The sequence below is a fragment of the Pseudomonas sp. GW821-FHT02H09 genome (genome assembly GCF_059421425.1).
Genome location: NZ_JBWKVA010000004.1, coordinates 150,030 through 163,317, shown reverse-complemented (window position 1 = coordinate 163,317; position 13,288 = coordinate 150,030). Strand labels below are relative to the sequence as shown.

Annotated in this window: 12 protein-coding genes; 7 read left to right on the top strand and 5 right to left on the bottom strand. The window is 55.0% G+C overall.

Annotated features, from left to right (window positions below; all coding sequences use genetic code 11):
* Window positions 1-77 precede the first annotated feature (77 nt).
* Window positions 78-452: a winged helix-turn-helix transcriptional regulator gene (locus tag AC07VR_RS07095; protein ID WP_495010824.1), complete on the bottom strand. Its 375-nt coding sequence runs from the start codon at window positions 450-452 to the stop codon at window positions 78-80.
* Window positions 453-554: 102 nt separating this feature from the next.
* Between AC07VR_RS07095 and AC07VR_RS07090 the strand changes: the two genes are divergently transcribed.
* The 7 genes from AC07VR_RS07090 (at window position 555) to AC07VR_RS07060 (ending at window position 8,137) form a co-directional block, all read left to right on the top strand.
* Window positions 555-1,673, top strand: a complete 1,119-nt coding sequence (locus AC07VR_RS07090; RefSeq protein ID WP_495010823.1) for an NADH:flavin oxidoreductase — start codon at window positions 555-557, stop codon at window positions 1,671-1,673.
* Between the two features lie 827 nt (window positions 1,674-2,500).
* Complete coding sequence (locus AC07VR_RS07085) at window positions 2,501-3,445, top strand: fatty acid desaturase (RefSeq protein ID WP_495010930.1); 945 nt, start codon at window positions 2,501-2,503, stop codon at window positions 3,443-3,445.
* Window positions 3,333-4,508: an ABC transporter ATP-binding protein gene (locus tag AC07VR_RS07080; protein ID WP_495010822.1), complete on the top strand. Its 1,176-nt coding sequence runs from the start codon at window positions 3,333-3,335 to the stop codon at window positions 4,506-4,508. The genes AC07VR_RS07085 and AC07VR_RS07080 overlap by 113 nt, the downstream gene beginning before the upstream one ends.
* Window positions 4,505-5,134, top strand: coding sequence for an ABC transporter permease (locus AC07VR_RS07075; protein WP_495010821.1), 630 nt, complete (start codon window positions 4,505-4,507; stop codon window positions 5,132-5,134). The genes AC07VR_RS07080 and AC07VR_RS07075 overlap by 4 nt, the downstream gene beginning before the upstream one ends.
* Entirely contained in the window at window positions 5,134-5,817 is a 684-nt protein-coding gene (locus AC07VR_RS07070) for an ABC transporter permease (protein ID WP_495010820.1), read from the top strand. The genes AC07VR_RS07075 and AC07VR_RS07070 overlap by 1 nt, the downstream gene beginning before the upstream one ends.
* Before the next feature lie 49 nt (window positions 5,818-5,866).
* Window positions 5,867-6,772 carry an ABC transporter substrate-binding protein gene (locus AC07VR_RS07065; protein WP_495010819.1) on the top strand — a complete coding sequence of 302 codons (906 nt, stop codon included), beginning with the start codon at window positions 5,867-5,869 and terminating at the stop codon, window positions 6,770-6,772.
* A gap of 36 nt (window positions 6,773-6,808) precedes the next feature.
* Complete coding sequence (locus tag AC07VR_RS07060; protein ID WP_495010818.1) at window positions 6,809-8,137, top strand: LLM class flavin-dependent oxidoreductase; 1,329 nt, start codon at window positions 6,809-6,811, stop codon at window positions 8,135-8,137.
* A gap of 1,060 nt (window positions 8,138-9,197) precedes the next feature.
* Here AC07VR_RS07060 and AC07VR_RS07055 read toward each other — a convergent pair.
* The 4 genes from AC07VR_RS07055 to AC07VR_RS07040 all read right to left on the bottom strand — a co-directional run bounded on the left by AC07VR_RS07055 (window position 9,198) and on the right by AC07VR_RS07040 (window position 13,229).
* Window positions 9,198-10,220, bottom strand: a complete 1,023-nt coding sequence (locus AC07VR_RS07055) for a transketolase family protein (RefSeq protein ID WP_494994884.1) — start codon at window positions 10,218-10,220, stop codon at window positions 9,198-9,200.
* Entirely contained in the window at window positions 10,217-11,065 is an 849-nt protein-coding gene (locus tag AC07VR_RS07050; protein ID WP_494994885.1) for a transketolase, read from the bottom strand. Before AC07VR_RS07050 ends, AC07VR_RS07055 begins: the two co-directional genes overlap by 4 nt.
* A 17-nt stretch (window positions 11,066-11,082) precedes the next feature.
* The gene (locus AC07VR_RS07045) at window positions 11,083-12,381 is read right to left on the bottom strand and encodes an MFS transporter (RefSeq protein WP_495010817.1); all 1,299 of its coding nucleotides are present in this window, start codon (window positions 12,379-12,381) and stop codon (window positions 11,083-11,085) included.
* 98 nt (window positions 12,382-12,479) lie between these two features.
* Window positions 12,480-13,229, bottom strand: a complete 750-nt coding sequence (locus AC07VR_RS07040; RefSeq protein ID WP_494994887.1) for an SDR family NAD(P)-dependent oxidoreductase — start codon at window positions 13,227-13,229, stop codon at window positions 12,480-12,482.
* Window positions 13,230-13,288: the final 59 nt, after the last annotated feature.

Here is a 13,288-nt window from a genome sequence, read left to right as displayed (position 1 = left end):
GGATACCGCCAGCAGATCTATCAAGTAATGCATTGCAGGGTGGCAGTGGCGGCGAGTCAATAAAAAGACTCGCATCGTCAGCTTCCCTCCGCGGCCTCGTCAAACTTCAACCGGGCCGTTTCAACCTCAGGCAATTTGTCGAGCGTCCATTTATGCAATTCGCGAAATGGCTGCTGCAGTGTTCGACCAAGTTGGGTGATCTCATACTGGACTGCCACGGGCGAGAACGAGATGACCTGGCGCGAGACGAGACCATTTCGTTCCAGTCGCCGCAGGCACTGTGTCAGGGCCTTCTGAGTGACGCCCTCCAGGCGACGCTTGATGGCGTTAAAACGATGCGGCCCGTCATCAAGTACCGCCAGAACCATCATCGACCACTTGTCTGCGATTTGGTCGAACAGCGCCCGGCTTGGGCACTCCGACGAAAAACATTGCGGCTTTAATTCCAGCATCGAAGTTTCCTCATGTATACCTAGGCGACTCTAGGTGCCTAATTGACATTTGGTTTACAAAATATACTTATATGGCTTCCAAAAGCAAATGGAGTCCATCCAATGTCAAACCCTGATACCAGCATTTTATTTCGTCCTTTTTCCATCCGGTCGCTTGAATTGAAGAACCGGATTGTCATGGCGCCAATGACGCGTCTGTTCTCACCTGAAGGCATCCCGGGTGAAGCGAGCACTGCCTACTACCGGCGGCGGGCAGAGGGACGTGTCGGGCTGATTTTGTCGGAAGGCACCGTGATTGATCGCCCAGCATCACGCAATGATTCCGGTATTCCTTTTTTTCACGGCGAAGCGGCGCTGGCTGGGTGGAAAAACGTGATCGATGCGGTCCACAACGCTGGCGGGCGCATGGCACCGCAGATCTGGCACACCGGTGCCACGCGTTACATCAACGACTGGGAGCCAGATGCGCCAGTGGAAAGCCCGTCGGGCCTTGATTCGCCAGGTGACCTGCGTGGCTTGGCGATGAGTGAAGAGGACATTGCCGACACGGTAGCAGCGTTCGCCAAGGCCGCAGCGGATGCCAAACGACTGGGCTTCGATACCGTTGAGATCCACGGAGCCCATGGTTATTTGATCGATCAGTTTTTCTGGTCTGGTACCAATCTGCGCACCGACCGCTACGGCGGCCCGACAATCAAGGAACGCTCGCGTTTTGCCAGTGAGATCGTGTCTGCTGTTCGTCATGCTGTTGGCCCTGAATTCCCGATCATCATGCGTGTCAGCCAGTGGAAGCAACAGGATTACGGAGTACGCGTCGCTGAAACGCCAGCTGTGATGGAAGACTGGCTGTTGCCATTAGTCGAGGCTGGTGTCGACGTCCTGCACTGCTCACAGCGCCGCTTCTGGGAACCTGAGTTCCCCGAGATTGACGGTGAGAACGGCCTGAACTGCGCGGGCTGGGCGAAGAAAGTCACTGGAGCCACAACCATTAGCGTCGGTTCGGTTGGGCTAGACAATGATGTCACTAATGCCTTCGCCGGCAAGGGATCAACCCCGGCGAGTTTGGAGCGGCTTATCGAGCGCATGGAGCGCGAAGAGTTTGATCTGATCGCAGTAGGGCGTGTTCTGCTGAGTGACAAGGATTGGGTCGCCAAAGTGGAAAAAGGCGATTACGCGGATCTGAAGGGCTTCAATCCGACATCTTTAGCCGAATTGGTTTGAGCCTTACAGCGGAGTGGAGAGTGTGATGCCACAAAGGTTTAGCCTCGGATTTTGCGAGGTCGAGATCGTAACCTGTTGTTGAATGAGCCATGACTGTTTTAATGACCAGACGTGTTAAGGCCACTCAACATCCGCGCAAATAGGATTGCGTTGCAGTGTGGCCCGGGCATTTACGCGCAGGCTACACCGCGTCTCTAATTAGATTCTTCATGGCGCGGGCGGGCACCGTGTCATGGCGTCCAAATTTGTGCGGCGCGGGCATCCACCGATTGGAGCAGCAAGGCTGGCGGCAAAAAATGCATCGGCGACTAGGCTAGCGGAGCAGGCAAATTCAGAGCGGGGGAGACGCATTGCTTAATTATTATTCATTTTAGGAATAAGCATAATGAAATATATTCCTTGATCGTATTAGTCATCATGCTACATTGCGGTTACCGGACCGCCGGATATGTTCAATCCTATTTTTATGGTACGACTATGTCCGGCGCCCGAATCTTACAAATCAGCCTTGAGGCTCTGTCGTATGACGGAGCCAATGCAGTGATTTCTCACTCAGGCAATATCCGCGTTAGTCCTTGTGCCTCCATTGCCACTCCATTCGTTACCGGCAAACCTCTCCCTTGTCAGGCCAACAGCGAAGCCTGCAGTGCAATCAGCGAAGGCTTGGCGTTTCTTCTCTACGCCATGTGAATAATCGCTGTTGGGCACTTCCATACCGTTAGTCTAGCCAATCATCTTCAGGTAATACCCGGTCCCATGGGGTTGCAGCTTGACGCGTGAGTGATTGGGCTTCTGTTCCGAGCAAGATCTATCGCGACTTACAACAAATGCCAAACTATTTGGATGAAGCTCATCGAGCTGAAATTGTTAAGCTGAGCACTACATTAACCAGCCAAACTGAATGGCCTACTTGGCTTTTATTGGTCGGATTCTATCTGGTCTGGGCCGTTATTGTTTTTTATGGGCAAGCATTTGGCGAAGTATTCACCATTGTTCTGCTTATTCCATTGGTCGTGCTCTGGCTGTCGATTCAGCATGAGCTTATCCACGGTCATCCAACCCGTTGGCCTGCCATAAACAGAGCCCTCGGGTTCCTGCCATTTGCCGTGTGGTACCCCTACGATATTTATAGAGACACGCATTTGGCGCATCACAACAACGCGGTGCTGACGGCGCCTGGGCAAGATCCAGAAAGTCGCTATGTCACAAGTGCCTTCTGGTTGCAGTCACCTCGTTATGTGAAAGCGTTGCTTTGGGTAAATAAGACCTTGGGTGGCCGCTTGCTTATGGGAGCGCCATTGGCGGTGACATCCCTTCTGGGTAGCGAGATCAGAGACTTATTTCTCGGGGAGCGAAGCGCTAGGCGAGTGTGGGCGGCTCACTCGCTAAGTGTTGTCGCGGTGCTGACCTTGGTTGAACAATACAGCGCCATCAGCTCCGTGCAGTACATATTTTTAGTTTCGCTGCCGGCCTTGTCCATTTCGATGATCCGGTCGTTTTACGAACATCGGCCGTCAACGCTGCCGGAGCACCGCACGGTTATCAATGAATCGTCAGGGCTTTTGAGCTGGCTCTTTCTGAACCTCAATCTTCACTTGGTTCATCACGATCTTCCCGGTTTACCTTGGTTTTACTTGCCCCGGGTGTATAGAGCCAGGCGTGAACAATGGATCGCTCGAAACAACGGCTATGTCATTCACGGCTACTTCCAATTATTGCATCGGCATCTGGTCAATCCCGTGGATTGTCCTCGCCATCCTGCCAGGCACTAAAAATACCAAAGCTAATCTGGGCGTCGGAAAAATGATACGTTTTGAAGCCATCAAGAAAACTCATAAGGGCAGCCCGCGAATGGCCGTGAGCGATTTAACGCTTCATGTTCGGGAGGGGGAGATCTGCGTATTTGTCGGGCCAAGCGGGTGTGGCAAAACGACCATCTTGCGAATGATCAATAGGCTGGACACCCAGGACAGTGGTCGCATCTGTGTCAATGGGGTCGCGACCGATGAGCTTGACGTCGTTACGCTACGCCGCGGCATTGGTTTCATGATGCAGAGCGCAGCCTTATTTCCTCACCAGACGGTTGCAGAAAATATTGGCGCAGTACCGCGGCTCTTGGGCTGGAGCAAACATAAAATCTGCCAGCGCGTGAGCGAGCTCATTTCCCTGGTTGGACTTCAGCCCGAATTTCTTGACCGGTATCCTAATCAGCTGTCAGGCGGGCAGCAAAGTCGTGTCGCTCTGGCGAGGGCATTGGCCTCGGACCCACCGGTTGTATTGATGGACGAACCCTTTGCCGCTCTTGATCCGGTGATACGCGAGCGACTCCAGGATGAACTGGTTGCGCTTCAGAGACGTTTGCATAAAACCATTATTTTGGTGACCCATGATATGGAGGAGGCCATCAAGGTCGGGGACCGGATTGCCATCTTCGAGGGCGAAGGAAAGCTTGTTCAGTTCGATACGCCTCACAATATCCTTGCCCATCCTGCCAGCGAGTTTGTGAAGAACTTTATCGGCAAAGATCCGCTGTTAAAAAGACTTTCGCTGATGAAGGTTTCTGATCTTCCAGCGGATGAAGTCAATTGCGAATTCAAACTTCTGCTGGATGATAAGTCCAACCCGTTGAAGTGGGTCAGTGAATCGGACGTGCCTGTTCCCGAGCTGACAACGGTGTCGAGTAACGACTCGTTGCATCACGCACTGGTTAAAATTCTAACGGCTCCTATCGGTGTGGTTGTTCGCGTGGACGAGGCGGGCGGTTACGAAGGTTGCCTCTCGATTGCCAGCCTTCACAGCGCACTTAATGAGCGCCGCTTCGGAAGTGCGCAATGATTGACTGGTCCTGGATCGTTGAAAACTGGCAGCAGATCGGCCAGTTGTTAGTTGATCATATTCAGCTGGTGACCTTGGGCCTGTGTATAGGGATGCTATTAGCGGGCGCAATGGTGCTCTTGACGTTGTGGCAGCCAGGATTGGCGCGCCCTATGATTTATGTCAGCGGCATACTCTTTACCATTCCGTCCCTGGCGCTGTTTATTTTGATAATGCCTTTTACCGGTTTATCCAAGACGACGGCGGTCATTGGTTTGAGCCTGTATTCCTTGCTTATTGTGTTGCGGAACACCTTGGCGGGGCTTGCGAGTAACCCTGCGGACGTATTGGAGGAAGCCCGTGCGCTCGGGTATACGCGCATGCAGAGATTCCTCGGGATTGAACTTCCACTGGCGCTGCCTGCGTTATTGGCGGGCTTACGAACAACCTCGGTTACTTTGGTGGGGCTGGTGACTGTTACTGCCTTGATTGGCCAAGGCGGATTAGGCCAGCTGTTCATTACCGGGCTGGCTCAAAGTTTCACTACGCCTGTGGCGGTCAGCTTGGTCCTGACGGTGATGTTGGCGTTATGTTTTGATTTTCTGTTTTATTCAATTAATAAATGGCTGGTCCCTTGGGTGCGCTGATGAACATGATCGCAGGTGTCTACCTTTGGTTTTCTCTTCCTGACAATTGGTTGGGTGAAAACGGAATACTGACTCGGCTGGCAGAGCATATTTATTATGTGTCTTTGAGCCTGGCTATTGCTTGTGCAATAGCGTTGCCGCTCGGCGTACTTCTGGCTAACTACCGCAAAGGCGCGCAGGTGGCGATAGGGCTGTTCAATATTGGGCGAGCATTACCTTCTCTGGGTATTGTGATACTTGCAATCATGCTCATTGGCTATGAAACCAGCACGGTGATTATCGCATTGGTGACCATGAGCATCCCGCCGATATTAACCAATACCTATGTTGGAATCGATCAGGTGGATTCGTCTCTGAAGCAGGCTGCCAGATCAATGGGGATGCGCAGATGGCAGATGTTTATTCAGCTCGAGTTGCCGCTGGCTTTTCCGCTGATCTTTTCTGGATTCCGATCAGCCCTGGTGCAACTTATCGCAACAGCCACCATCGCTGCGTATGCAGGGTTCGGCGGGCTGGGCAGGTTTCTTATTGATGGACTGGGCCGAAATGATACGCCGCAAATTATTGGCGGCGCACTGATGGTGTCGGCACTTGCGATTATCAGCGAGTGGGTTTGTTCAATGATAGAAACACTCATGGTTCGAAAATGGCGAGCGGGGGATGTTGAACTGAGCGCTACATGACCAGAGGCATTTGAAAGTGCGTATTAACTTTGCAGAGGTGCAAATCCAAATGAAAAACAAACAACGTTCGAAGGCTCGCTCAGTGCACTCGGTTTCATTGTTGCTGGGGTTAGGCTTGCTGGTTGGCAGCACGTTTGCCAGTGCCCAGTCCATCACCATAGGAGGGGCCAATTTTTCCGAGCAGACGATTCTTGCAAACATCTATGCGTCAGCCTTGAAAAATGAAGGGATTGACGTCAAGACCCGACTCAATCTGGGGAACCGCCAGATCATCGCCAAGGCGCTGGAAAACGGGGATATAGACGTTGTGCCCGAATACATAGGATCACTGTTGAGTTTCTATGACGACAAGACCGCCCTGACCACCCAAAAGGAGATCCTCAGCGCTTTGCAACAGAAGTTGCCGGCGGACCTCCAGCTGCTTGAGCCTTCGTCCGCGGGCTCTATTACCGCTTGGGCTGTTACCAAGAAAACCGCAGAAAAGTACAACTTGCACACCTTGTCCGACCTGGCGCCCGTCTCGGGTGATTTCACGCTGGGCGGGCCTCCCGAAGTCGCCACTGCTGCATTGGGCCTGCCCGGGTTGAAGGCGGTCTACGGCATCAACTTCAAGAGCATCAAATCGCTGGACATGGGCGGGCCCTTGTCGCGGCTGGCGTTGAACTCAGGCGCTATCGACGTCGCCACGGTGGTCTCCACGCAAGGCATCCTGGCTAAGGAACCTTGGGTTGTCCTCGAGGACGACAAGCACCAACAGCCCCTGCAAAACATCACGCCACTGGGTCGCAAGGCGTTGCTAACCCCAGAAGTCACCCAGGTGCTCAACGAGGTCTCTGCAAAACTGACCGATGACGACCTCAAGCAACTCAATCGCCTTGTTGATATCGATCACAAGGATCCCGCAAAAGTCGCGGCGCAGTGGGTCGCCGAACATACCGTCAAGACGGCCCAGTGAAAATGAATGCGACGTTGGTAAGGTCGCGGAGGCGTTATGTCCAATAAAAGTATGATTTTGAATTTGTTCTTTTTTAACCCCCAAGGAGATCATCGTTTTTCCTGGCGCCACCCGCTGTCACCGACCCAGGAAATATTCACGCTCAAGTACTACGTAAAACTGGTGCAGGCGGCCGAGGCGGCGAAGTTCGATGCGGTTTTTGTCGCGGATCACGTCGCGGTCTGGGACTCCGTGGCCAGTGGGTTGAGGCACTATGCCAACGCCCGCCTTGAACCTATTACGCTCTTGTCCGCACTGGCTGCCGTGACTGATCACATTGGTCTGATGGGCACCGCTTCAACTTCCTATAACGAGCCGTTCAACCTCGCGCGATATTTCACTTCGTTGGACTATCTCAGCGCAGGGCGAGCCAGCTGGAATATCGTGACTTCCTGGCTGGAAGAAGAGGCTTCGAATTTCGGATTGTCAGGCGTGACGAAGCACGGCGATCGTTATCTGCGGGCCGAGGAATTCATCCATGTCGTCAAGCAGCTTTGGGACTCCTGGGAAGACGGTGCGCTTGAATTTGACAAGGGTACCGGCGACTTTGCCGATTCGTCGAAGATTCACCCGATCAATCACAAAGGCGCACATTTCAGCGTACGTGGGCCGCTTAACGTGCCGCGTCCACCTCAGGGACATCCGGTCCTTGCCCAGGCGGGGTCTTCTGAAGCGGGCAAGAACCTGGCCGCCGCCCATGCGGACGTGCACTTCTGTTTCATCAATACGGTCGAAGAAGGACTGGCGTATAGGGCCGATTTGAATCGCCGACTTGAGTTGAAGGGTAGGCATTCCAGTGATCTGAAAATCATCACCGGTGTGCTTCCGGTGGTTCTCGAGAATGAGACTGAGGAGGAGCGACGCCGGCAACTGGAGGACAGCCTCATCATCGATGCCGTGGCGATCGATCTGGTCTCCAGTTACACCCGTCTCGACTTGACAGGACTTTCGCCGGACAGCCCATTGCCAGCGTTGCCCGATGAATCTGAGTTCGATGGCATTCGAACTGAGCTGGCCCTGCTCAAGAAGTACGATACTTCCTTGTCTATCCGCGAAATAGGGCGCCGGTTGGTCAAGAGCTCCAGTACCTGGCTGCTGATCGGAACGGTGGAGCATATTGCCGATAAGCTTTCAGCGTTATACGAGTCGAATTCCGTCGATGGCTACAACCTCATGTTTCCGTTTTTGCCGACGGACTTCGAAGCCTTCACCCGCGGCGTGGTGCCTTTGCTGCAAGCCAAAGGTGTCTTCCGCAAGGAATATGAACCTGGGACGCTGAGGGACCGCTTGGGCTTGAAAAAGCCTGTTAATAGCTTCTTGCTGTGATCTGGGGCCAAGCGCTAATCACAATCACCCTGGCAGGAGCGAGGTACATGGATAGATCGCTTCTGCCAGGGTTGTACAGGCACAAGAAGCCTGGCTCCAATGCGTCCTGGAGATCTTGGGCGAGCGCCGTGAGCAAAAGCCGATCGTTGATCCAACGCCCCATTGGCTTTCTCCGGATCTCTTGTTATCCCAGACCTGTGGTTATCCATTCATCACGTCACTGCGGGGAAAGGTGAGACTGGTAGGGCGCCCGAGTTATGAGCTTACCCATAGCTCGGGTGGTGACCATTGCAGTTTGCTGCTTTGCAGAGCAGATTCGGCCGTGACTGATCTGGTGGGTTTCCAGGGCAGCCATGGGCTGATCAATGCCCGGGATTCCAACTCTGGAATGAATTTACTGCGCCACACGCTGGCCGGGATCAACGAGCGTGGTTTTCTCTCGAAACTAACCTTCACCGGATCGCACAGGGTGAGCATTCGAAGGCTCAAGTTCGTGGGGGCTGAGAATCGTCTCATTCGATCATATGCTGTCTGGCAAGCGACTCCTCTGTGAGTGCTCCAAAGCGTTCCATGAAAACGCTATGGCGAATTTGGAAGCTGGGGGATATCACAGGTCCGCGTTGCGTGAGTACATTTCAACGTGCGACTACGGAACGGGCCTGTGCCACTTGTGTATTGCTAAGGCGGCCGCTGAAGACGAAAGGTACGGTCCTAGTATTGAGACCAATTATGAAAGCTACCTCGATCAGGTGATGTTTGATCTGAAGGTAGATCAGAGAACCGCTCGCGCTGAGGTGATGCATGTACTGGGGTTAAGCCGGTGGCGGCGGGAGTCCGCATTGTACGGCTTGGTACGGGAGATTTTTCCTGATCATCAGGTTTTGCGTGAGGCTACTCCGGAGTGGCTTGGCAGGATGAGACTCGACATTTACCTACCAGAGCTGGGACTCGCTATTGAGCATCAAGGAGAGCAGCACTACCGGCCTCTAAAGGTCTTAGTTCGCCTGCTTCAACGAGGGCCGCTAAAGGGCACCTGTTTTCAGGTGCCTCTACGTTGCTGCTACAGCCAGCTTTTGATTTGGGTGCAAACGGCTTGAGTTGAAATACCGTAACGATCATGCAGTGTCGGCAAAGCTCCGGCGTCGAGGAACGCGTCAGGTAAAGCTATTTGTCTGAAGGTTGGAGTAACGCCGTTACGTAGCAAGACAGTCGCAACAGCCTCGCCCAATCCACCGATAATGGAGCTGTTTTCTGCAGTCACTACCAGACGACCAGGCTTCCTGGCTTCAGAAAGGATGGTTTGCTCATCCAGTGGTTTGATCGTCGGCACGTGCAACACGGCGACATCAACGCCGTCAGCCTGCAGTTCTTTGGCCGCTTCCAATGCGCGCATCGTCATCAAGCCGGTGGAGATGATCAGCACATCATTGCCGGTGCGCAGGGTCTTGGCCTTGCCGATCTCGAATTTGTAGCCGTATTCGTCCAGCACCAGGGGCACATTCCCGCGCAACAAGCGCATATAGACAGGCCCTTGGTGAGCCGCGATGGCGGGTACCGCCTGTTCGATTTCCAGCGCATCGCACGGATCGACGATCATTAGGTTGGGCATCGCACGGAAGATCGCCAGGTCGTCCGTGGCCTGATGGCTCGGGCCGTAGCCGGTGGTGAGACCAGGCAAACCACAGACGATTTTGACGTTGAGGTTTTCCTCGGCAATCGCCATGCAGATGAAGTCGTAGGCGCGACGGGAGGCGAAAACCGCGTAGGTGGTGGCGAAGGGAACGAAGCCCTCCCGAGCCATCCCCGCCGCCGCACTCATCAGCAGTTGCTCAGCCATGCCCATTTGATAGAAGCGATCTGGATGCGCCTTGGCGAAGATGTGCAGGTCGGTGTACTTGGACAAGTCGGCGGACATGCCGACGATATCCGGACGCTGATCCGCCAGCGCGGCTAACGCATGCCCGAAAGGTGCCGACTTGGTGGCTTGGCCTTCGGAGGCGATCGAGGCGATCATCGCCGAGGTGGTGAGGCGTTTTTTTGCCGGTTCGCCCTTCGAGGTCGGAGTGTTGGCCGCGTTACTCATTGTTTTTTTCCTTCTTCAAGGTTGTTCAGTGCCAGATCCCATTCGTGTTCTTCCACGCGGATGAAATGTGTCTTTTCGCGGGTTTCCAGAAACGGCACGCCCTTGCCCATGCGGGTATCGCAGATGATGACGCGTGGTTGGGTTCCAGGATGGCTGCGCGCGGCGTCGAATGCGGTGACCAATGCATCAAGATCATTGCCATCGACCCGCTGGGTGAACCAGCCAAACGCCTGCCAGCGATCGACGATCGGCTCGAACGACAGGATTTCACTTGAATAGCCATCGGCCTGTTGATTGTTGACGTCGACAATCGCGATCAGGTTGTCGAGTTTCCAATGCGAAGCCGACATCACGGCTTCCCAGGTCGAGCCTTCATTCAGCTCGCCGTCCGACAACAGGTTGTAGACGAAGGAGGGCGACCCTTTGCGTTTGAGGCCCAGACAAGCACCTACCGCAATCCCTAAACCTTGGCCAAGGGAGCCCCCCGTGATCTCCATTCCCGGGGTGTAGGTGGCCATGCCCGACATTGGCAGGCGACTGTCATCCGATCCGTAGGTTTCCAGCTCATCTACCGGGATAATTTCGGCTTCGATCAAGGCCGCATACAGCGCAATCGCATAGTGACCAATTGAGAGATAGAAGCGATCACGCTCCTCCCATTCAGGATCTTCGGGGTGATAGTTCAGCGCATGGAAATACGAGACAGCCAGCAAGTCGGCGGCACCGAGGGCCTGGCCAACGTATCCTTGCCCTTGGACTTGACCCATTCGCAGTGCATGGCGGCGGATGTTATACGCGCGCTCCACCAATGTTTTGGATGAAGCGAGTGAAGGATTGGTAGTCATGATGAAACTCCGTTAACTCAACGATTAACCAAGGCGGCGGGGATGCGCAGTACCAATAGAGCACCGCCGACCAGAACGCCGGTGATCAGGTACATGCCAATAGCGCTGGAGCCTGTCAGCGTGGTGATCCAGCCAATCAGGTAAGGCGAGCAGAAGCCGGCGAGGTTGGCGAAGCTGTTGACCGCCGCGATGCCTGCGGCGGCTGAGATGCCACCAAGCAGCGTGGTGGGTAACATCCAAAACATCGACGTCGCGGATAAAATTCCGGAAGCGGCCAAGCAAAGACTCAGAATAGAGAGCATCACATTTCCGCCCATCAGAGCAGCCAGGCTCAGCCCGATAGCACCCGCGATCATCGGTACAATGAGGTGCCAGCGGCGCTCGCGATGTTTGTCGCCACTGCGTCCGGCATACAGCATGGCCACAATTGCGCAGAGGTAGGGCAGGCTGGTCAGCACGCCGATTTTCATCGGGTCGGACACCCCTGCGTTACGCACTAGGGTCGGCAGCCAAAAGGTAATTGCGTACTGTCCCATCACGACACAGAAGTAGATGGCGGCCAGTAACCAGAGACGACGGTCGCGGATGAATTCGCCCACAGAGGCATGGGTGACTTTTTTCTGGTCATCCTCGGCCAACTCACGGGTGATCAGCGCCTTTTCATCGTCGTTGAGCCAGCCGGCTTGATACACGCCATCCTTGAGATAGCTCAACACCAGCAGTCCAACCACGACTGTGGGTATAGCCTCCAGCACGAACATCCATTGCCATCCGGCCCAGCCGTGCATACCAGCGAAGTGGGTCATGATCCAGCCGGAGAGAGGGCCACCCACCATGCCTGACAGCGGAATGGCGATAAACCACAACACGGTCATGCGCGCACGACGGTAGGACGGAAACCAGTAGGTCAGATACAACAACAGACCCGGCGCCAGCCCTGCTTCTGCAATGCCAAGCAGAAAGCGCAAGGCATAGAATTGCCATGCGGTTTCAACGAAGGCGAACAGGGCAGACACGATGCCCCAGGTGATCATGATGCGCGCGATCCAGACCCGCGCACCGACCTTGTGCAAGATGATGTTGCTGGGGACTTCGCAGAGGAAGTAGCCGATGAAGAACATGCCTGCGCCCAGCCCGTAGACCGTTTCGCTGAGCGCCAGATCGTTCATCATTTGCAACTTGGCAAAGCCTACATTGACTCGATCCAGATAGGCGCACAGGTAACACAGCATCAGAAAGGGCATCAGGCGCCACGCGGTTTTCCGGTAGGCGTTGGAGCGCACGGTCGAAACCGCTTCGAGCGACAGGGTTGTCATGATGGTCTGATCTCTTGTTTTTATTGACCGCCAGGCAATAGGGCCCGGCTGCGTCGTCGATCCAGATCCGCACGGGCCGCGAGGCCCGCCAGGTGTTGTCAGTGAATCAGCATGCCGCCGTTCACATCCAGGGTGATGCCGGTCAGGTAGGAGGATAGGTCGCTGGCCAGAAATAGCGCCGCATTGGCCACATCCTGCGCCTCGCCCAGGCGACCCAACGGGATGCCGTCGATGATCGCGTGGCGGCGTTCGTCCTGCATCAGGCCGCCGGTGATGTCGGTGTGGATCAGGCCGGGGGCGATGGAGTTGACGCGCACCTTGTCCGGCCCCAGTTCCCGCGCCATGGCCTTGGCCAGGCCCAGCACGCCGGCCTTGGCGGCGCTGTAATGAGGGCCACCGAAAATGCCGCCGCCGCGTTGAGCGGAGACCGACGACATGCACACGATGCTGCCGCTCGACTGCTGGCGCATCATCGGAATGACCGCCTGCGACATGAGCAGGGTGCCGCGCAGGCTGACGTCCAGCACCTTGTTGTAATCCGAAGGGCGGATGTCCAGGGTCTTGAGGGGTTGGGTGATACCGGCGTTGTTGACGAGAATGTCGATGCGACCGAAGTGCTCGATGATTTTGGCGACGGCCTGCTGGACTTGCGATTCGTCTGCGACGTTGGCGGCGAGGCCGAGATGACCTTCGCCCAGGGATGCGGCGGCATCCCGTGCGGCGGATTCGTCCAGATCGAGGATCACGACAAGTGCGCCTTGTTGCGCGAAGGTCGTTGCAGTAGCGCGGCCGATGCCACGTGCGGAAGCTGCACCGGTGATGATCGCGACTTTGCCTTGAAGAAGCATGGAAGAGTACCTCTGATTGTTTTTATTGGGTCGATCCACGAAGAACCGATGACTCAGCT

What these genes read in the sequence shown, in the direction of transcription:
- AC07VR_RS07050 (WP_494994885.1), bottom strand. Translation starts at nt 11,065, where the DNA reads ATGACTACCAATCCTTCACTCGCTTCATCCAAAACATTGGTGGAGCGC.
- AC07VR_RS07070 (WP_495010820.1), top strand. Translation starts at nt 5,134, where the DNA reads ATGAACATGATCGCAGGTGTCTACCTTTGGTTTTCTCTTCCTGACAAT.
- AC07VR_RS07055 (WP_494994884.1), bottom strand. Translation starts at nt 10,220, where the DNA reads ATGAGTAACGCGGCCAACACTCCGACCTCGAAGGGCGAACCGGCAAAA.
- AC07VR_RS07060 (WP_495010818.1), top strand. Translation starts at nt 6,809, where the DNA reads ATGTCCAATAAAAGTATGATTTTGAATTTGTTCTTTTTTAACCCCCAA.
- AC07VR_RS07085 (WP_495010930.1), top strand. Translation starts at nt 2,501, where the DNA reads ATGCCAAACTATTTGGATGAAGCTCATCGAGCTGAAATTGTTAAGCTG.
- AC07VR_RS07040 (WP_494994887.1), bottom strand. Translation starts at nt 13,229, where the DNA reads ATGCTTCTTCAAGGCAAAGTCGCGATCATCACCGGTGCAGCTTCCGCA.
- AC07VR_RS07090 (WP_495010823.1), top strand. Translation starts at nt 555, where the DNA reads ATGTCAAACCCTGATACCAGCATTTTATTTCGTCCTTTTTCCATCCGG.
- AC07VR_RS07045 (WP_495010817.1), bottom strand. Translation starts at nt 12,381, where the DNA reads ATGACAACCCTGTCGCTCGAAGCGGTTTCGACCGTGCGCTCCAACGCC.
- AC07VR_RS07065 (WP_495010819.1), top strand. Translation starts at nt 5,867, where the DNA reads ATGAAAAACAAACAACGTTCGAAGGCTCGCTCAGTGCACTCGGTTTCA.
- AC07VR_RS07095 (WP_495010824.1), bottom strand. Translation starts at nt 452, where the DNA reads ATGCTGGAATTAAAGCCGCAATGTTTTTCGTCGGAGTGCCCAAGCCGG.
- AC07VR_RS07075 (WP_495010821.1), top strand. Translation starts at nt 4,505, where the DNA reads ATGATTGACTGGTCCTGGATCGTTGAAAACTGGCAGCAGATCGGCCAG.